The organism is Halomonas sp. 25-S5 (assembly GCF_029889845.1).
In the GTDB taxonomy this organism is placed as follows: domain Bacteria; phylum Pseudomonadota; class Gammaproteobacteria; order Pseudomonadales; family Halomonadaceae; genus Halomonas.
The window spans coordinates 1-19514 of the sequence record NZ_JARANV010000036.1; the positions used below are offsets into that span (position 1 = coordinate 1).

18 protein-coding genes are annotated in these 19514 nt (G+C 69.5%); 13 read left to right on the plus strand and 5 right to left on the minus strand.

Going from position 1 to position 19514, the window contains the following annotated elements; translation table 11 throughout:
- Positions 1–331 precede the first annotated feature (331 nt).
- Positions 332–1549 carry a bifunctional alpha/beta hydrolase/OsmC family protein gene (locus OP498_RS17435; RefSeq protein ID WP_280547895.1) on the plus strand — a complete coding sequence of 406 codons (1218 nt, stop codon included), beginning with the start codon at positions 332–334 and terminating at the stop codon, positions 1547–1549.
- Positions 1550–1574: 25 nt separating this feature from the next.
- On the opposite strand, the gene OP498_RS17440 is transcribed toward OP498_RS17435, so the two are convergent.
- From OP498_RS17440 to OP498_RS17460, 5 genes are all read right to left on the minus strand, one after another.
- The gene (locus tag OP498_RS17440; protein WP_280547894.1) at positions 1575–2558 is read right to left on the minus strand and encodes a carbohydrate kinase; all 984 of its coding nucleotides are present in this window, start codon (positions 2556–2558) and stop codon (positions 1575–1577) included.
- A complete protein-coding gene (locus OP498_RS17445; RefSeq protein WP_280554622.1) occupies positions 2555–3502 on the minus strand; it encodes a D-hexose-6-phosphate mutarotase in 948 nt (315 codons plus the stop codon). Before OP498_RS17445 ends, OP498_RS17440 begins: the two co-directional genes overlap by 4 nt.
- Positions 3503–3518: 16 nt before the next feature.
- Positions 3519–4487 carry a glucokinase gene (gene glk / locus OP498_RS17450; protein WP_280554623.1) on the minus strand — a complete coding sequence of 323 codons (969 nt, stop codon included), beginning with the start codon at positions 4485–4487 and terminating at the stop codon, positions 3519–3521.
- Positions 4488–4686: 199 nt separating this feature from the next.
- Complete coding sequence (gene edd / locus OP498_RS17455; RefSeq protein WP_280547891.1) at positions 4687–6573, minus strand: phosphogluconate dehydratase; 1887 nt, start codon at positions 6571–6573, stop codon at positions 4687–4689.
- A gap of 374 nt (positions 6574–6947) precedes the next feature.
- Positions 6948–8342 carry an aldehyde dehydrogenase family protein gene (locus tag OP498_RS17460; RefSeq protein ID WP_280547890.1) on the minus strand — a complete coding sequence of 465 codons (1395 nt, stop codon included), beginning with the start codon at positions 8340–8342 and terminating at the stop codon, positions 6948–6950.
- Positions 8343–8615: 273 nt separating this feature from the next.
- Here OP498_RS17460 and OP498_RS17465 point away from each other — a divergent pair, with 273 nt between their 5' ends.
- The 12 genes from OP498_RS17465 to lpxL all read left to right on the plus strand — a co-directional run bounded on the left by OP498_RS17465 (position 8616) and on the right by lpxL (position 19286).
- Complete coding sequence (locus OP498_RS17465) at positions 8616–9755, plus strand: GNAT family N-acetyltransferase (RefSeq protein ID WP_280554624.1); 1140 nt, start codon at positions 8616–8618, stop codon at positions 9753–9755.
- A gap of 67 nt (positions 9756–9822) precedes the next feature.
- Positions 9823–10173 (plus strand): cell division protein FtsB, encoded by a 351-nt coding sequence (gene ftsB, locus OP498_RS17470; protein WP_280554626.1) that lies wholly within the window; start codon positions 9823–9825, stop codon positions 10171–10173.
- Complete coding sequence (gene ispD / locus OP498_RS17475) at positions 10170–10868, plus strand: 2-C-methyl-D-erythritol 4-phosphate cytidylyltransferase (protein ID WP_280554628.1); 699 nt, start codon at positions 10170–10172, stop codon at positions 10866–10868. Before ftsB ends, ispD begins: the two co-directional genes overlap by 4 nt.
- Positions 10869–10878: 10 nt before the next feature.
- A complete protein-coding gene (ispF, locus tag OP498_RS17480; protein WP_280554633.1) occupies positions 10879–11373 on the plus strand; it encodes a 2-C-methyl-D-erythritol 2,4-cyclodiphosphate synthase in 495 nt (164 codons plus the stop codon).
- On the plus strand, positions 11366–12481 hold the full coding sequence (gene truD, locus OP498_RS17485) for a tRNA pseudouridine(13) synthase TruD (RefSeq protein ID WP_280554629.1): 1116 nt from the start codon (positions 11366–11368) through the stop codon (positions 12479–12481). The genes ispF and truD overlap by 8 nt, the downstream gene beginning before the upstream one ends.
- Positions 12481–13227, plus strand: a complete 747-nt coding sequence (gene surE / locus OP498_RS17490; protein WP_280547885.1) for a 5'/3'-nucleotidase SurE — start codon at positions 12481–12483, stop codon at positions 13225–13227. The genes truD and surE overlap by 1 nt, the downstream gene beginning before the upstream one ends.
- A complete protein-coding gene (locus OP498_RS17495) occupies positions 13214–13882 on the plus strand; it encodes a protein-L-isoaspartate(D-aspartate) O-methyltransferase (protein ID WP_280547884.1) in 669 nt (222 codons plus the stop codon). Before surE ends, OP498_RS17495 begins: the two co-directional genes overlap by 14 nt.
- A 10-nt stretch (positions 13883–13892) precedes the next feature.
- Positions 13893–14867, plus strand: a complete 975-nt coding sequence (locus OP498_RS17500) for a DUF368 domain-containing protein (RefSeq protein ID WP_280547969.1) — start codon at positions 13893–13895, stop codon at positions 14865–14867.
- Positions 14860–16050, plus strand: coding sequence for a peptidoglycan DD-metalloendopeptidase family protein (locus tag OP498_RS17505; RefSeq protein WP_280554631.1), 1191 nt, complete (start codon positions 14860–14862; stop codon positions 16048–16050). Before OP498_RS17500 ends, OP498_RS17505 begins: the two co-directional genes overlap by 8 nt.
- Positions 16051–16183: 133 nt before the next feature.
- Entirely contained in the window at positions 16184–17185 is a 1002-nt protein-coding gene (gene rpoS, locus OP498_RS17510; protein WP_280554634.1) for an RNA polymerase sigma factor RpoS, read from the plus strand.
- Between the two features lie 57 nt (positions 17186–17242).
- Positions 17243–18346, plus strand: a complete 1104-nt coding sequence (alr, locus tag OP498_RS17515; RefSeq protein ID WP_280547881.1) for an alanine racemase — start codon at positions 17243–17245, stop codon at positions 18344–18346.
- A 22-nt stretch (positions 18347–18368) separates the two neighbouring features.
- Entirely contained in the window at positions 18369–19286 is a 918-nt protein-coding gene (lpxL, locus tag OP498_RS17520; RefSeq protein WP_280547880.1) for an LpxL/LpxP family Kdo(2)-lipid IV(A) lauroyl/palmitoleoyl acyltransferase, read from the plus strand.
- The last annotated feature ends 228 nt before the right edge of the window (positions 19287–19514 follow it).

The following is a 19514-nucleotide window of genomic DNA, read 5'->3' on the forward strand; positions in this document are numbered from 1 at the left end:
GGAAGCAAACACCAGGCACTCAGGGGGTACGGCCAGGCGACCAGAAGGAGCCAGCCGGACGGAAAGGCGGGAGTCGGAGTCGCTCGTAGTACCGAGGAAGGCGGGGAACCGGCTCGACGGGACCCGCTGGAGGGAAGGGGCGGCCAATCATCAGAACCGCAGGAGGGACACATGGCAGATGCACAGGAATCTGGGTCCATGTACACGAAACAAGCGCGGCCTCAAGCGAATCTCGCTGTGGTGCCGAGCCAACCGCCGGCGGCCTGCTAGGCTTTGTCGGGGGGACGGCCGCGACTCGGCTACCGGCGGTAATCATCGATAAGGAGGCGTCATGCACAGCGAACGTATCGAATTCAGCGGGCACGAAGGCTCGACCCTGGCCGCAAGGCTGGACCTGCCCGAAGGCCCGGTCCGTGCCACGGCGCTCTTCGCCCATTGCTTCACTTGCTCCAAGGACATTCCCGCCGCCCGGCGCATTGCCGGCCGGCTGGCGGCGCGGGGCATCGCCGTGCTGCGCTTCGACTTCACCGGCCTCGGCCACTCGGGGGGCGAGTTCGCCAATACCGGCTTCTCGTCCAACGTGGCGGATCTCGTCAAGGCCGCGGAGTACCTGGAGGGTCGAGACATGGCCCCTCAGCTGTTGATCGGCCATTCGCTGGGAGGGGCGGCCGCCATCAAGGTGGCGCCCGAGATCCCCGGCCTGAAGGCGCTGGTCACCATCGCCGCACCGGCCGACCCGGAGCACGTGCTGAAGAACTTCGGCGACACGCTGGAGGAGATCCGCGACAAGGGGGCGGCGGAAGTCTCCCTGGCCGGTCGGCGCTTCGAGATTCGCCGGGAGTTCATCGAGGATATCGAGGCCAGCTCCCTCGACGATGCCCTGCCGCGCCTGGGAACGGCGCTGCTGGTATTGCATTCCCCCATCGACAGCCTGGTCGGTATCGACAATGCCGCGACAATCTTCCAGGCGGCGAAGCACCCCAAGTCCTTCGTTACCCTGGACGATGCCGACCACCTGATCAGCCGCGAGGCGGATGCCGAATACGCTGCCGATGTCATCGTCTCCTGGTCGTCACGCTACCTGGACCTGGCTGCCGAACCCACACCCGAGGCGGTTCCGGAAGGGTTGGTGCGCGTCGCCGAGGCCGACCCTGAGGGCCTACGTCAGGATGTGGTAGTGGGCGGCAAGCACTCGCTGGTGGTAGACGAGCCCGAGGATGTGGGCGGCAGCGACCTGGGGCCGACCCCTTACCAGTTCCTCTCCGCGGGACTGGGGGCCTGCACCGCCATGACGATCCGGCTCTATGCGCGGCACAAGAAGATCCCCCTGGAGCATGTCGCCGTGGAGGTGAGCCACAACAAGGCCCATGGCGAGGAGTGCGAACACTGCGAGGAGACCCCCGACAAGGTGGATGTCTTCCGTCGCCAGATCCGCCTGGAAGGCGAGCTGACCGAAGAGCAGCGCGAGCGCCTGTTGGCGATCGCCGACAAGTGCCCCGTGCATCGGACCCTGCACGAGAAGGCGGTCATCGAGACCGCGCTTGCCTGAGCCCGGCCGATCGACGGGTGGCGACTCAGCCCTGCAGTCGCTCCAGGTCCTCGCGGGTGGGCAGTGAGGCGTAGGCCCCGGGGCGGGTCACGGCGTGGGCGCCGCAGCGACTGGCGATCTCCACCGCGCGGCGCAGGAAGGCCGTGTCCCGGGCCCAGTCGCCGTCGAGGTCCTGCCCCGCGGTGTACTCGGCGAGTTCGGCCAGCAAGCCGCCGATGAAGGCGTCCCCGCCTGCCGTGGTATCCACCGCCTCGACCCGGGGTGGGGTGATACGCTCGTCCAGGCCGACCCCCTTCAGCATCACCTCGCCCGGACCGTCGGTGATCACCGCGACCTTGACCCCGGCGGCGAAGCGTTCGGCCAGCCAGCCCTCCCGGGGGTGGTCGGCGCGCAGGGTGTCGAGCTCGTCCGTCGAGAGCTTGAGCAGGTCGGCGGCGTCGAGCAACCGGGTGACCAGGCTGATGTCGGCGGCCCCGCCTTCCCAGAGGTTGTGGCGCAGGTTGGCATCCACGCTCACCAGGCAGCCGGCGCGGCGGGCCATCTCGGCCATGGCCAGGGTGGTCTCGGCGATCTCGGGCTCGGTCAGGCTGTTGCTGCAGAAGTGCACGATAGCCGGCTCGGCGAAGACGCCGGCGGGCAGGTGTTCCAGGCGATAGAGCAGATCCGCGGCCGGTGGGCGGTAGAAGTCGAAGGTGCGCTCGCCCTCGGCATCGCGGGAGACGAAGGCGAGTGCCGTGCGTGCCTCGCGGGTGCGCACCACGCCGGAGGTGTCCACGCCATGGGCGGCCAGCTCGGCGGCCAGGAAGTCACCGAAGTGGTCCTCGCCGAGCATGCCGAGGAAGCGGCTGGGTACGCCCAGGCGGGCGCAGGCCACGGCCACATTGGCGGGGGCGCCACCGGCATAGGGGGTGAAGGTCTCCGGGGCATCCGCTGTCCCGTCCGGTGCGTCGCCGAGGCGGCTGGAAAGCAGGTCGACGAGGGCCTCGCCGAAGCTGATCACGGGGGTCATGGGCTCGCTGTCTCCTCACGGCTCAGGGTGGTGCCCAGCAGGTGCTGGGCGCCGGGGACCAGCCACACCGGGTCGAGCCGGGTGTTGGCCGACTCGACGCACAGGAAGTGGCGGGCGGCCTCGCTCGAGGTGTCCCCGGGGGGCGCGTCGCCAGGATGCCAGACCACCGCGGAATCACTGCCCTGGCGGGCGATTCTCAGGCGGCGGCTGCCGTCGTCGAGACACAGTTCGGCATTGCTGCGGTAGATGCGATCCAGCGCTCCGCGCACGCCGAGCTCGCCCTGCTGGTCCCGCTCGGCGAAGTCGGCCAGCTTGTCCAGGTAGGTGGCGCCGGCCAGGCCCTCGACGCGGCAGGCGAAGGCATCGGCGACCGCCAGGTAGCTGTGCAGGGCCCCGGTGATCTTCACCGGCGTCTCCCCGACATGCTCGGTGATCAGCTCCACATGCAGGCGCCGGGCGTTGGCCTGGATCACCGCGCGGGGCGTGAGCTGGCCGTGCAGGCGCTCGTCGGGCGAGAGGTGCAGCTCCACGCCCTCCTCGTGCTCGTCCACGGCGTCGAGGCGCCACTGGGCCTTGCGTGCCGGGCCATGCATGGGTCCCGAGCGGTCGGGCGTCTCGTCGGCGGTGTTCTCGTCGGCGAACCACGGCCAGCACAGCGGGACGCCACCGCGGATCGCGCCGGGCAGGTCCTGGGGCGTGGGGGTGACCCATAGCCAGCCACCGGGCACCAGGGCCTCCTTGGCGACGTTGTCCGTCGTCGCCGGAGCGCCCGCGGCTCGCGCGGCCTCGGGCGCGGGTAAAAAGTGAAGCACCTGGGCGCCCTGGAGCGAGACGGCGAGTTCCCCCCAGGCCTCGTTGGCCAGCCACACCTCGCGGCCGTGCCACTCGGCGCGGCGCTGGCCGCGGGTCTCTTCGACCAGCCGGGCAAGCGACTCGGGAATCATTCGATCTCCTCCGGGGTCATTCGACCTCCTCGTTGTGCAGGGCCTCGGCGGCGCCCAGCAGGCCCGTCCAGGGCGCGGTGACCACCTGGACCGGGATGGCCCCGGTGTAGGCGCTCATGCGTCCCTTGTCGGTGAAGGCCTCGAGGAAGCGGCTCTCGGGCAGCCACTCGAGCAGCCGTGGCAGGATACCGCCGCACAGGGCGACTCCGCCGCGGGCCCCCAAGGTCAGGGCGGCATCGCCGCAGACATCGCCGAGGATCTTCAGGAACCGCAGCAGGGTATCACGGGCCACGCCGTCGCCGCCCGCGGCCGCCTGGGTGACTTCGGCCGGGCTGGCATGGCGCGGCGGGGCGCCTTTCAGCGAGCAGTGGGCCAGGTAGAGGTCGAGCAGCCCCTGGCCGCAGAGGATGCGCTCCACCGAGACGCGGCCGTAGCGGTTACGAAAATGCCGCAGCAGGTTCTGCTCGCGCTCGTCGGTGGGCGCGAAGGTCACGTGGCCGCCCTCGGTGGGTAGCGGGATCCAGGCGTGACGGCCGGGAAAGAGCCCGGCCACGCCCAGGCCAGTGCCGGGGCCGATCACCAGCCGTGCCGCATGGGGAACCGCCACGCCGCGCTGCACGTCCACCAGGTCACTGTCGGCCACATGGGGCACGCCCAGCGCCTGGGCGGTGAAGTCATTGATGGCCTTGAAGAGGCTGAGCCCCAGCGTTTGCTGGACCTCCTCCCGGGAGAAGGTCCAGTGGTTGTTGGTCATCTTCACCCGGTCGTCGCGGATCGGGCAGGCGAAGGCCAGGCAGGCCTCGCGGGGGGCGGCTTCGCCCGTCAGCCCGACCCGGCCGAGGTAGTCGCGGACCGCCTCGACCAGGCCCGGGTAATCGGCACAGGGCAGGCTCTGGATGTCCCGGGGCGTGAAGGCGCCCGGGGTCACCAGGGCGAAGCGCGCATTGGTACCGCCGATATCACCGATCAGGGCGGGTCTTGTCATCGTTAATTCGTCCCTTCTGGCCGTCAGGGCTGTTGCAGATGGCAATCGCTCGAAGCTATTCCGGTGACAGGCCTGCGAGGGGGCGCTGTGAACCCCTCCCTGGGCGCTACCGACGCCATCCCTGGCGTAGGACCTCCTCTCCGACCTGTCCCCGGCGCTTCTCGCTGTGCAACTGCGGTAGCCCTGTTCTGGCAGTGACTCAGGCGTCGTCTTCGTGGATCTGGCTCTCCTGGCGCGCCAGGTCGTCGGCCTCGAAACCGCCGAACACCCCAGCACCCTCTTCGCCGCGCATGGCCAGGTGGCGGAAACCGCCGAACAGCTCGCGGCCCAGGCCCACGTGGTAATGGTCGAGATCGCCGACCCGCAGTTCGCGTTCGGCCCAGGTGTGGGCGTCGATCTTGACCTCGAGACTGCCCTTGTCGGCATCCAGGCGCACGATGTCGCCATTCTTGAGCTTGGCCAGCGGGCCGCCGTCCAGGGCCTCGGGGCTGATGTGGATAGCCGCCGGCACCTTGCCGGAGGCGCCGGACATGCGCCCGTCGGTGACCAGTGCCACCTTGTAGCCGCGGTCCTGCAGCACGCCGAGATAGGGCGTCAGCTTGTGCAGTTCCGGCATGCCGTTGGCCTTGGGGCCCTGGAAGCGCACCACGGCGATCACGTCGCGGTCCAGCTCGCCGGCCTCGAAGGCACCCTTGAGGTCGTTCTGGTCTTCGAAGATGCGTACCGGCGCCTCCACCACGCGGTGCTCGGGGGCCACGGCCGAGACCTTGATCACGCCACGGCCCAGGTTGCCGTCGAGCACCGTGAGGCCGCCGGTGGGGGCGAAGGGGTCTGCCACGCCGCGCAACACCTCGGTGTCGAGGCTCTGCTCCGGTCCCTCGCGCCACACCAGCTTGCCGTCCTCGAGGAAGGGCTCCTGGGTGTAGGCGGTCAGGTCGGTGCCGAACACCGAGGGAATGTCGCCATGGATCAGACCGGCACCGATCAGTTCGCGGAACAGGTAGCTCATGCCGCCCGCGGCCTGGAAGTGGTTGATGTCGGCCTGGCCGTTGGGATAGACCTGCATCAGGCTCGGCGTCACGGCGGAGAGGTCGGTGAAGTCCTCCCAGGTGAGAGTGAGGCCGGCCGCGGCGGCCATGGCCACCAGGTGCAGGGTGTGGTTGGTCGAGCCGCCGGAGGCGAGCAAGCCGACGATGGCGTTGACGATGGCGCGCTCGTCGATCTGCTTGTAGAAGGGGCGATAGTCGCCGCTGGGCTCGGTATTGCGGATCGCCTGCTCGGTGGCGAAGCGGGTCAGCGCCTCGCGCATCTCGGTGCCGGGGTTGACGAAGGAGGTGCCCGGCAGGTGCAGGCCCATCATCTCCATCATCAGCTGATTGGAGTTGGCGGTGCCGTAGAAGGTGCAGGTGCCGGGGCTATGGTAGGACTGCGACTCGGCCTCGAGCAGGTCTTCGCGGCTGGCCTTGCCCTCGGCGAACAGCTGGCGGATGCGTGCCTTCTCCTTGTTGGGCAGGCCGCTGGGCATGGGCCCGGCAGGCACGAACATGGCCGGCAGATGACCGAAGCGCGCCGCGGCGATGAATAGCCCCGGGACGATCTTGTCGCACACGCCGAGGTAGAGGGCGGCGTCGAACATGTTGTGGGAGAGCCCCACGGCAGTCGCCATGGCGATGACATCGCGGGAGAACAGCGACAGCTCCATGCCCGGCTGGCCCTGGGTCACGCCGTCGCACATGGCCGGCACGCCGCCGGCGAACTGGGCGGTGGAGCCCATGGCGCGGGCGGCGGCCTTGATGGTCTCGGGGAAGGTCTCCAGCGGCTGGTGGGCCGAGAGCATGTCGTTGTAGGCCGAGATGATGCCGAGGTTGGCCGAGTTCATCAGCTTCAGCGAATTCTTGTCCGTCGCGCCGCAGGCCGCGAAGCCGTGGGCCAGATTGCCGCAGGAGAGCTCGCCCCGGTGCACACCGCGGCGGTGCTGGTCGGCCATGCGCTGCTCGTAGAGGGCGCGGCGCTCGGCGGAGCGCTGGCGGATGCGGCGGGTGACGTCGGCGACGGTGGGATGGAGGGCGGGGGTCGTGCTGGCCATGGGTCACCTCGGAATCGAGTGTCGGTTGTCTTGTAAACTTACCAATAAAGCGTCCGGATAATTCGCCATGCTACCCGGTAATTGGCAATATTTGTAGTTTTGTTACCGCGATTTTGTTGCCGGGAGACCGGATTACAGCCCCAGTTGTAGGCCTGGTAAGCGCCAGCGCACTAGGCGGGCTATGCCCGATGCGCCTCCGACTTATCGGGCCTACCACTGCCCTGCGAACCTTGCCCCGGCCGTAGGCCCGGTAAGCGCCAGCGCCCTGGGCGGATCATGCCCGATGCGCCTCCGGCTTATCGGGCCTACCACTGCCCTGTGAACCTTGCCCCGGCCGTAGGCCCGGTAAGCGCTAGCGCACCGGGCGGATCATGCTAGAGCCCTAGCAGGCGCAGCCACCAGCGGCGCCAGGGCGGATCGAGCAGCCACACGGCGTTGTGGCGGGCCTGCAGGAAGACGCTGCGCTGGTGGCTGAAGCGCAGGAAGCCGGTCTCGCCCTGGTAGGCTCCCATACCGCTCTCGCCGATGCCACCGAAGGGCAGGGCGGGCACGGCGTAGTGCCACAGGGTGTCATTGAAGACCACGCCCCCCGAGTGGGTCTGCTCCAGCAGGCGCCGGCGACGGCCCGGGTCGTCGGTGAAGGCGTAGAGCGCCAGGGGGCGAGGCCCCTCGGCGACCCTGGCCAGGGCGGCGTCGAAGTCGCGCACGCCGATCACCGGCAGCCAGGGGCCGAATATCTCCTCCTGCATGATCGCCAGGTTGGCGGTCGGGTCCACTACCAGTGTAGGTGGCAGTTTGGTGTCCCGGCCAAGCTTCAGACGCTCGCCCAGTTCGATCACCCGGCAGCCGTGATCGCGGGCCTCGTCGAGCAGGCGATCGAGCCGCAGGCGCGAGGGCTCGCCGGGCACCGCCGAATAGTCGTCGCTGGCGGTGCCCCGTGGATAGAACGCCTTGACCACCTCGCGGATCGCCTCGATGAAGGCCGGCAGCCGTGCCGCATCGATCAGCACATGATCCGGGGCGATGCAGGTCCGGCCGGCGTTGAGCCACTTGCCGAAGGCGATGCGCCGGGCGGCATGCGCCAGGTCGGCATCATCGGCGACGATGGTCGGAGCCTTGCCGCCGAGTTCCAGGGTGACCGGCGTCAGATGGTCGGCGGCCGCGCGTGCGACCTCGTGGCCCATCGCCGGGCTGCCGGTGAACAGCAGGTGGTCGAAGGGCAGGGCGGCGAAGGCCTGGGCGGTCTGCGTGTCGCCGGTGACCACGCACAGCTCGTCGGGCGCGAAGTAGCGCTCGACCAGCCGGGCCAGCAGGGCGCTGGTGGTGGGAGTCTGCTCGCTGGGCTTGATCATCACCCGGTTGCCGGCGGCCAGGGCATCGACCGCCGGCAGCAGCGCCAGGCTCCAGGGGTAGTTGGCCGGGGCGAAGATGCCCACGACCCCCAGCGGCTGGCGATAGATGCGCGCCCGGGCCGGCTGCAGCCGCCAGGGCACGGCGGCACGGCGCGGCGCCATCCAGCGCTTCAGGTGCCGGCGGGTGTGGCGGAGTGCCAGCAGCAGCGGAGCGATCTCCGCCAGACGCGTCTCGGCCTCGGCGCGGTGGCCGAAATCCTGGTGGATCGCCTGGATGACCTCGTCGCGGTGGTGGCGGGTCATGCGCGCCAGGCGGGCGAGGCGGTCGCGGCGGGTCGCCGCCGAGGGGAAGGGCTCGGCGGCGAAGGCGTGGCGCTGCTGGTCCAGGCGCGCCTGCAGGGCGCGGGCGTCGGTCATGCACGTCTCCGTGTGTCGATGAGGATGGAAGGGGGCTCGGGCACTGGGCACAATGTAGGCCTTCTGCCAACGGCTTGTCAGCTATCGGAGCCGTCGCATAGGTGGCATGGTTCGGGGCTGATCCGTCGGCAGGTCCCGAAGTGTCGGACCATCGAGCAGGCGCTGTGAACCCCTCTTTGGGCGCTACCGACGCCATCCATGGCGTAGGACCTGCTCTTCGACCTGCCCTCGGCGCCCCTCGCCTTGGATAACTGCACTTGCCCAGGAGCCGCCATGTCATCGCTCGTTTTGCAACTACTGCCCGCCATCGAGGCGGTGCCGGCCGCGGCCTGGAATGCGCTGGTCGGCGACGACCATCCCTTCCTGCGCCACGAGTTCCTGCATGCCCTGGAGGCTAGCGGGGCGGTGAGCCCCGCCACCGGCTGGGTACCGCGCCACCTGACCCTCTGGCAGGGCGAGGCGCTGGTTGGCGTCATGCCGCACTACCACAAGCACCACTCCTTCGGTGAATACGTCTTCGACTGGGGCTGGGCCGAGGCCTGGGAGCGCGCCGGGGGCGACTACTACCCCAAGGGGCTCTCGGCGATTCCCTTCACCCCGGCACCCGGGCCGCGCCTGGCCCTGGCCCCGCACCTCGACCCCCTGGCTGCCCGCCGGGTGCTGGCCCAGGCCTGGGAGGAAAGCGCGCTGTCGAGCTGGCACCTGCTGTTCGCCGAGCCGCGCGAGGTCGAGGCCTGGCAGGCGGCCTGTCCGTCCCTGCTGGCACGCCAGGGCGTGCAGTTCCAGTGGCGCGATCGCGGCTACGGCGACTTCGAGGGCTTTCTGGCCACCCTGACCGCGAAGCGACGCAAGGCGATCCGCCGCGAGCGGCGCCTGGTGGCCGACCAGGGCCTGACCCTGCATCGCCTGGAGGGCGAGGCCATCGACGCGGCGGCGATGGCCCACTTCTTCCGCTGCTACGAGATCACCCACCTGGAACGCGGCCGACACGGCTACCTCGGCCTCGATTTCTTCGAGCGCCTGCGCCGCACCCTGCCCGAGTCGCTGCTGCTGATCCAGGCCCGATGCGACGGCGCCCCGGTGGCCGCCGCGCTCTGCCTGCAGGGCGCGCGCACCCTCTACGGGCGCTACTGGGGCAGCGAGGTACTGGCCGACTGCCTGCACTTCGAGGCCTGCTACTACCAGGGCATCGAGCATTGTCTCGAACGCGGCCTGACCACCTTCGACCCCGGCACCCAGGGCGAACACAAGCTCGCCCGGGGCTTCGCTCCGCGGCGACTCACCTCGCTGCACCATATCGCCGACCCGCGCCTGCGCGACGCCGTGGCGCGCTTCTGCGCCGAGGAGCGGGCCCATGTCGAGGCCTACTGCCGGGCGGCAGAGGCGGCGCTGCCCTTCCGGGAAGGCTCCTAAACCCTGCCGATAGGCGGCGAAACTGGCATAATGCCCGCCATCGGCAACCTCGTGACGGACTCCCTGCATGCTCAAGTGGCTGGCCATCGTGCTCATCATCCTGCTCGCGCTGCTGCAGTACCGGCTGTGGCTGGGCGAGGGCGGCATGCGCGAGCTCACCGAGGTGCGCCAGCGGGTGGCCGTGTTGGAGGAACAAAACCAGCCGCTACGCGCCCGCAATGCGCGCCTGGCCGCCGAGGTGGTGGACCTCAAGACCGGCCTCGATGCCATCGAGGAGCGGGCCCGTAGCGACATCGGCATGGTGCGCAGCGACGAGCAGTTCTTCTGGGTGCCCGGCGTGGCGGTGGAGACCACCGGTCTCGAGGCCAATGCCGGCCTGGTGGGCATGCCGGCATCCGGCGCCGAGGCTGGCCAATGAGCCGTCGCCCGTGGCTGGTGGTGCCTGCCGCGGGGCAGGGGCGGCGCATGGACGCCGACCGCCCCAAGCAGTATCTGCCGCTGGCCGGCCGGCCGGTGCTGGCCTGCACCCTGGCGCGCCTCCACGCGGCCTTCCCCGAGGCCCGGCTCTGCCTCTGTCTGGACGCCGACGACGGCCACTTCGACCCGGCCTGGGTGCCCTTTGCCGACTGGCGTCGCGCCCCTGGCGGGGCCGAGCGCGTCGACTCGGTGGTCAACGCCCTGGCGGCCATCGCCCCGGAGGCCGATGAGAATGACCTGGTGCTGGTTCACGACGTGGCCCGGCCCTGCGTCACCGTCGACGATCTTTCGCGGCTGCTGGCGGCCATTGTGGACGACCCCGTGGGCGGGCTGCTGGCGGCCCCGGTGGCCGATACCATGAAGCGCGACGACGGCGCCGGGCGGGTGCAGGCCACCGAGCCCCGCGAGGGCCTCTGGCACGCCTATACCCCCCAGGGCTTCCGCTATGGACTGCTGCACCGCGCCCTTGACGAGGCGCAGGCGCGCGGCGTCGCCGTGACTGACGAGGCCTCGGCGGTGGAGGCGGCGGGCCTCTCGCCGCGGCTGGTCAGCGGACGTCGCGATAACCTCAAGATCACCCATCCCGAGGACCTGGCCCTGGCGGCTTTGATATTGTCTGCCCAGCAACAGGTATAAAACGAACATGATGCGAATCGGCCACGGCTTCGATGTCCACCGCTTCGGCGAGGGCGACCACCTGATGGTCGGCGGCGTCGCCATTCCCTTCGACCGGGGATTCGTCGCCCACTCCGACGGCGACGTGCTGCTGCATGCGCTCTGCGACGCCCTGCTGGGCGCCTGCGCGCTGGGCGACATCGGCCGCCACTTCCCCGACACCGACCCGGCCTGGGCCGGCGCCGACAGCCGTTTGCTGCTGCGCCAGGTCGCCCGGCTGGTGGACGGGGCCGGCTACCGGGTCGGCAATCTGGACGCCACGCTGATCGCCCAGGCGCCGAGGATGGCGCCGCATATCGACGCCATGGCCGGGCATATCGCCGCGGACCTGGGCATCGCCCGGGGCGCGGTCAACGTCAAGGCCACCACCAGCGAACGGCTCGGCTTCACCGGCCGCGGCGAGGGCATCGCCGCTGAGGCGGTGGCGCTGCTGGTGCGTCGCGACGGGGAGGCGGCCGGTGAGTGAGGTCGGCTCCCCCGGCATCCAGGATGCCATCGACTGGCCCCCGGCCTGGCCGCGGGTGCTGGAGGGCGAGCTCGGCGCGCCGCCATCCGGCGACTACCGCGCCGTTCCCGAGGACTTCCGGGTCGAGGAGGCCCTCGACTTTGCCCCGGAAGGGGAGGGCGAGCACCTCTGGCTGTTCATCGAGAAGCGCGACCTGACCACCGCCATGGTGGCCCGAGAGCTGGCACGGCTCTGCGAGGTCTCGCCGCGGGTGGTCGGCTATGCGGGCATGAAGGACCGCGTCGCCGTGACCCGCCAATGGCTCTCCGTGCAGTTGCCCGGCCGCGAGGCCCCCGAGGGGCTCGTGGCGCGACTCGCCGAGCGTGGCATCCGGGTGCTCGACCAGGCCCGCCATCCGCGCAAGCTAAAGCGCGGCGTGCACCGGGCCAATCGCTTCCACTTACGAATCACCGGGTCGGCCGTGGCCGACCCGGCGCTCGAGGTGCGCTGGCAGCGCCTCTGCGACGCGGGGGTCGCCAACTATGTCGGCCCCCAGCGCTTCGGCGCGGACGGGCGCAACCTGCAGCGTGCCCGGGCCGTGCTGGCCCGCGGCTGGCGCAAGCGCGATGATCGTGAGGGCATGCTGCTCTCGGCGGCCCGCAGCTTCCTGTTCAACGAGCTGCTGGCGGCCCGGGTGCGCGACCACAGCTGGGCCATGCCGCTGCCCGGCGAGGTGGTGATGCTCGACGGCAGCGCCAGCCAGTTCGACGTCGCGCCCGACGATGCCGCCGAGCTCGCCGAGCTTGGCGAGCGCGCCCGGCGCCTCGACCTGCATCCCGCCGGAATACTCTGGGGCGTCGGCACGTCGCGTGCCGCCGGCGCGGCCCGGGCCCACGAGGCCGCTCTGGTCGCGCGCTACCCCGGGCTGTGTGGCGGGCTCGAACGCGCCGGCGTTCGCCTGGCCCGCCGGGCCTTGCGGCTGCGCCTGGGCGAGCCGCGGCTGACACGCGGCGACGGCGAGCTCTGGCTGGCTTTTAGCCTGCCGCGGGGAGCCTTCGCCACCGCCGTGCTGCGGGAACTGATCTCTCATCCCTTCCTAGGGGCCCCTCCTACCGACAGGAGCCTGTGATGCGTCGACTGCTGTTATCCAATGACGACGGGGTGCATGCCCCGGGGCTGCGCGCCCTCCACGATGCCCTGCTGCCTCATGCGCGGCTGCGTGTGGTCGCGCCGGATCGCGACAAGAGCGGGGCCAGCAACTCCCTCACGCTGAGCCGGCCGCTGGCGCTCTCCTCACTCGACAACGGCTTCTACAGCGTCGACGGTACGCCCGCGGACTGTGTCTACCTGGGGGTCAACGGCGTCTGGGACGAGAAGCCCGACCTGGTGATATCGGGCATCAACCACGGTGGCAACCTCGGCGACGACGTGCTCTACTCCGGCACCGTGGCCGCCGCCATGGAGGGGCGCAACCTGGGCATGGCGGCCATCGCTATGTCGCTGGTGGGGGCGCGCCATTTCGAGACCGCCGGACGGGTGGCGGCGAGCCTGGTCGGGGCGGCCGACCAGCTCTCGCTGCCGCCGCGCAGCCTGCTCAACGTCAACGTGCCGGACCTGCCGTGGAGCGAGATCCAGGGCTTTCGGGTCACCCGGATGGGCTATCGCGGCCCGGCAGCGCGCCCCCTGGAGGTTCGTGATCCACGGGGCCGGCTGCGCTACTGGATCGCCACCGTGGGCGAAAATGCCGACGATGGCCCGGACACCGACTTCGCCGCCGTCGAGGCGGGCTATGTTTCCATCACGCCGCTGCAGACCGACCTGACCCGGCATGCAGCGCGCGACGACGTGCAGGACTGGCTGGATGCACTCACCTGAACTGCTGCGCGGTGTCGGCATGACATCGCAGCGAACCCGGGACCGCATGATCGGCCGCCTGGCCGACCAGGGGATCCATGACCGACGGGTCCTGGAGGTGATGGCCCGGGAGCCGCGTCATCTCTTCCTCGACGAGGCCCTGGCGCATCGTGCCTACGAGGACACCTCGCTGCCCATCGGTCATGGCCAGACCCTCTCCCAGCCGTGGATGGTGGCACGCATGACCGAGCTGGTGATCCAGGAGGCGCCGTCCCGGGTGCTGGAGGTGGGCACCGGCTCCGGCTACCAGACCCTGGTGCTGTCGCGGCTGGTGAAGGAACTCTGGTCGGTGGAACGGATCAATGCCCTGCATCGCCGTGCCGGAGGTCGCCTGCGCCTGCTCGAGGTTCGCAATACCCGGCTGCGCCTCGCCGATGGTGGCCATGGCTGGCCGGAGGAGGCGCCCTTCGACGTGATCCTGCTGACCGCCTGTGCCAGCGAGTTGCCCGCGCCGCTGCTCGCCCAGCTCGGCGACGGGGGGGTGTTGATCACGCCGCTGGCCGAGCCGGATGGCCGGCAATCCCTGACCCGTGTGCGCCGCAGCGGTGATGGCTTCGAGACACAGCGGCTGGAAGCGGTGCGGTTCGTGCCGCTGCTGGAAGGCGTCATTCGATGAAAGGAGTCCGCTGTTGAAGCGTCATCTCGGTATCTTTCTCAGGGGCGCCGGCATGGGGGCCGCCGATGCGGTGCCCGGTGTGTCCGGCGGCACCATCGCCTTCGTCACCGGCATCTATGAGGAGCTGATCCACAGCATCAAGCAGTTCGGCCCCAGCGCCTTCGTCGCCTGGCGTCGCGGCGGCCTTGCGTTGCTGGTGGTGCATCTCAACCTGGCCTTCGTGCTACCGCTGCTGGCCGGCATCGCCATCAGCCTGTTCAGCGTGGCCCACCTGGTCGTCTGGTTGATGGACGATTTCCCTCAGCTGCTCAACGGCTTCTTCTTCGGCCTGGTGGCCGCCTCGGCGGTGGTCGTCAGCCGCCATCCGGCCGACTGGAAATGGTGGCACCTGCTGCCGCTCGCCGCTGGCCTGCTGCTCGCCCACGGCCTGCCGTCGCTGATGCCGCTGGTCACCCAGCTCGGCAATCCCGACCTGGTGCTGGTGGTGGGCGGGGCCATCGCCATCAGTGCCCTGCTGCTGCCCGGTGTGTCGGGCAGCTTCCTGCTGCTGACCATGGGTCTCTATGGCACGGTGATGCAGGGCATCCGCGGCTTCGACCTGGGGTTGATCGGGCTGTTCGGGGCGGGCTGCCTGATCGGCCTGTTCGGCTTCTCGCGGTTGCTCTCCTGGCTGCTGCGCCACCATCACACCGCAACCCTGCAGCTGCTGGTCGGCTTCATCATCGGTTCGCTGCCGGTACTCTGGCCATGGCGCGAACTGGTACGCTACCAACTGGGTTCCGAGGGCCAGATGATTCCCCTCGACTACCGTTACCTGACCCCGGCCGACTTCGCCGAGCTGACCGGCGACCCTGCCCGGCTGCCGGCGGTGGTGGCCCTGATGCTGGCCGGTGCGGCCCTGGTGCTGCTGATCAGCCGGGCCAATCGGCCGGCGACATCCGGTTCTCGACAAGGTGCTGACAAGGAGGAAGGCTCCGATGCATAAGGTATTTCTGATTTCTGGCCTGGCCCTGGCGCTCGCCGGCTGTGCCGCCCAGCAGGGCGAGAGCGGGCCGGTACAGGTTCGCGACCTGTCGGCCAGCCGCGCGGATGCGACGCCCGCCGACTACACCGTGGAAGCCGGCGACACGCTCTACGGCATCGCCTGGCGCTATGACATGGACTACCGCGACCTGGCCCGTCTCAATCGCATCGGCCCTCCTTACCGCATCGAGCCCGGTCAGCGGCTGGTGCTGGGCGGCGAGGGCAGCGCCACCGCGGCCTCCGGCCAGGGCGGCGGCGAGGACGCGGCCGGCGGCCGTGGGGTCGTGGCCACCGGTCTCGGCGGCCAGGCATCGGGGAGCGATGAGGAGCTCGATTGGCTGATGCCCGACGAGAGTGCCATCGAACGTAACCGCCGCCTCTCGGCCGAGCGTCAGGAGGCGGACGACTCGCCCCAGGGGCCCAGCCAGGCGGCCGTGGCCAGCCCATCAACGACGGAAAGCGCCGATGCCGTCTCGGGCGCCGACCAGGGGCCGGGACCGGTCTACAGCTACGAGAGCCCGGGAGCGGACGGCAGCCTGAGCGAGCGCGACCTGGCCGAACGGCGTGAACGGGTGTCGCGCGCGGAAGACGCGGAGGAAGAGCAGGCCACTGGCGCGGCGGCACAGCGCAGCACCGAACCGAGCGCCGCGCCCGACGTCGAGGCGTCCCAGGTCGCCCGGGCGTCGACGGAGCGAGGCGCCGATGCCGGGACCTCGGTCGCCGGCGAGCCGGCCGCCGAGCAGCGCGCCGGGCGCCGCTACACCCCGGTGGATGAGGTGGCCTGGCAGTGGCCGTTCGAGGGTGACGTGGTCGGTCGTTTCGGCGAGGGCGGAAGCATCACCGCCGGCATTGATATCGCGGGTCAAAAGGGGCAACCTGTCAAGGCAGCCGGCCCGGGAATCGTGGTCTATGCGGGCAGCGGCGTCAGGGGCTACGGCAACCTGATTCTGCTCAAGCACAACGACCAGTTCCTGAGTGCCTATGCCCACAACGACACCCTGAACGTCAAGGAGAATGATGTGGTCGAGGCTGGCGAGGTCATCGCCACCATGGGCGACAGTGATGCCGAGGATGTCAGGCTGCATTTCGAGGTGCGCAAGGACGGCCAGCCTCAGGATCCCCTCGAGTTTCTGCCTGCCCGCTGACCCTGACCCTGACGGTCGGCCAGCATCGGATGTAGGACGGACGAGGTACCGCACAATAATAACTTCGCGCGTCGATCGTCCGGCCATGGACCCACGACGCCCGGTCGCAACCATGGGGTAGCAATCGATGAGCATGCTTGAACGGGATCTTCAGGATGTGCATCTGGCATCCGCCAACGAGGCGAACGAGGACGCTGTCGAGAGCGAGGATGAGCGGGAGGACACCGAGGACGAGGAGGCGGTGGTCGGCGACGATGAGGCCTTCGAGAAGGCGCTGAGTCGCGAGGATCGCCATCAGCGTCACAGCCTCGATGCCACCCAGATCTACCTCAACGAGATCGGCTTCTCGCCGCTGCTGACGCCGGAGGAAGAGGTCTTCTTCGGGCGCCTGGCGCGCAAGGGTGACCCGCTGGGCCGCTCGCGGATGATCGAGTCGAACCTGCGCCTGGTGGTGAAGATCGCCCGGCGTTATCTCAATCGTGGCCTCACCCTGCTCGACCTGATCGAGGAGGGTAACCTGGGCCTGATCCGCGCGGTGGAGAAGTTCGATCCCGAGCGCGGCTTTCGCTTCTCCACCTACGCCACCTGGTGGATCCGCCAGACCATCGAGCGGGCGCTGATGAACCAGACCCGCACCATTCGGCTGCCGATCCATGTGGTCAAGGAACTCAACATCTACCTGCGGGCGGCCCGTGAGTTGACCCAGAAGCTGGATCACGAGGCCACGGCCGAGGAGATCGCCGACCATCTTGACAAGCCGGTGGCGACCGTCAAGAAGATGATGGGCCTCAATGAGCGCGTCTCCTCCGTCGACTACCCGATGGGTAGCGAGAGCGACAAGCCGCTGATCGAGACCCTGGCCGACGACAACGACCAGGGCCCCGAGTCCACCCTGGTGGACGGCGACGTGCGCCAGCATGTCGACGAATGGCTGGCCGAGCTCACCGAGAAGCAGATGGAGGTGGTGGTGCGCCGCTTCGGCTTGCGCGGCCACGAGGCCGCGACACTCGAGCAGGTCGGCGAGGAGATCGGCCTGACGCGCGAACGGGTCCGCCAGATCCAGGTGGAAGCGCTCAAGAAGCTGCGCCGAATGCTCGACAAGCAGGGCCTCTCGCTGGATGCCATCTTCGAGTGACGTCGCGTGCCGGAGGCCCCTCCGGCACCGGCACGCCACTGCCCCAGGACCCCGACCATGGCCCGGCCGCTGATCGCCGACATCGACCTCGACGCCCTGCGTCACAACTATCGCCTGGCCCGTGACCAGGCCCCCCACAGCCGCGCCGTCGCCGTGATCAAGGCCGATGCCTATGGCCATGGCGCCGTGGCCTGTGCCCGGGCGCTCGAGGGCCTGGCGCCGGCCTTCGCCGTGGCCTGCCTCGAGGAGGCGCAGGCCCTGCGCGAGGGGGGCATCACGGTGCCCATCGTGCTGCTCGAGGGCATCTTCGAGGCCGCCGAGCTCGAGCGAGTCGAGGCGCTGGGGCTGTGGATCGCGGTGCACACCGACTGGCAGCTGGAGGCGCTGCTCGCCTATCGCCCCGCGCACCCCATCCCGGTGTGGGTCAAGGTGGACTCGGGCATGCACCGGCTGGGCTTCCCGCCGGAACAGGCCGAGGTGGTCTGGGCGCGTCTCGTCGCGGCGCCCGACTGCGCCTGCGACCTGCACCTGATGAGCCACTTCGCCACCGCCGATGCCCTGGCGCCCGACTACTTCCGGCGCCAGCTCGCGCTGCTCGACGACCTGGCGATACGGCTCGAGGCGCCCACCTGCCTCGCCAATTCGCCCGCCACCCTGGCCTGGCCCGAGGCGCATGGCGCCTGGAACCGTCCGGGGGTGATGCTCTACGGCAGCGACCCGCTGGAGGCCTCCAGCGAGGCGAGCCGTCGCCTGGCGCCGGTGATGACCCTGCGCTCCGCAATCATCGCCGTGCGCGAACTCGCCCCGGGCGAGCCGGTGGGCTATGCCGGGCGCTGGAGGGCGCCACGCCCCTCGCGGATCGGCGTGGTCGCCTGCGGCTACGGCGACGGCTATGACCGGCATGCGGTCGACGGCACCCCGGTGCTGGTCGACGGACAACGCACGGCCATCGCCGGCAAGGTCTCCATGGACATGCTGACGGTGGATCTCACCGAGCTTCCCGAGGCCGACATCGGCAGCGAGGTGGTGCTCTGGGGGCGCGCCACGAACGGCGCACTGCTGTCCGTGGACGAGGTGGCACGCCATTGCGACACCATCAGCTACACCCTGCTCACCGGGGTGCTGCCGAGGGTACCCAGGCGCTATCATGGCGCGCACTGATCACCGCAGCACGGGAAGCCGCATGTCCAGGGACGCTACCACCAAGACCGCCTTCGCCCATCCCCGCTACTGGCCGGTTTGGCTGGCCATCGGCTCGATGCATGTTGCCGCCTGGCTGCCCTGGCGCCTCAAGCTCTGGGTCGGCAAGGCGATCGGTCTGGCCGCCTGGCGCTTCGCGAAACGCCGCCGGCATATCACCGAGACTAACCTGCGGCTCTGCTTTCCCGAGCGGGACGACGAGCAGCATCAGAGGTTGGTCCGCGAGACCTTTATCGCCAACGGCATCGGGATCATGGAGACCGCCACCGGCTGGTGCCGCGACCCTGAACACTTGCGCCACCGGGTCACCTTCAAGGGCCAGGAGCACATGGCCCGGGTGCAGGCGCAAGGGAAGGGGGCACTGATCATCGGTGTGCACTTCTCGACCCTGGACCTGGGCGGCGCCCTGCATTCGCTGTTCTTCCCCGCGGATGTGGTCTATCGCCCCCACGACAACCCGCTCTTCGAGCGCTTCATGACCCGCGCGCGCAACCGCATCTTCGGCATTTCCATCGACCGTCATGACCTGCGCGGCGTGGTGCGACGGATCAAGGCCGGGCACCATGTCTGGTACTCCCCGGACCAGGACTTCGGCCGCGACGTCAGCGTCTTCGCCCCCTTCTTCGGCATTGAGGCAGCCAGCATCAAGCTCACTGCCAAGATCGCCCGTATGACCGGGGCGCCCGTCATGCCACTGATCTTCCACCGCAATCCGGACAACCGTACCTACACACTGGAGTACTTGCCGCCGCTGGAGAACTTCCCCAGCGGCGACGAGGTAGCCGACGCGGCCAAGGTCAACGCCTTCATCGAAGCCGCCATTCGCAAGCACCCCGAGCAGTATCTGTGGCTACACCGGCGCTTCAAGACCCGACCCAGGAGCGAGCCCGGGTTCTACTGACGCTGATGGACGGATGTCGGGTTTGTAGGCCAGATAAGCCGAAGGCGCATCTGGCTTATGGAGCCTCCAGTGGCGTGAGTTGGCCACTACTCGCCCGGTGCGCTGTCGCTTACCGGGCCTGGTATGGATTGACCCGTCAAGGGCTCGGTTGTCTCTATTTACATATGGTTGTCCTCAATGCCGACGGGTCAGGGAGCGAGGGGCTATCAGCGACGGTGGATCTCTCTG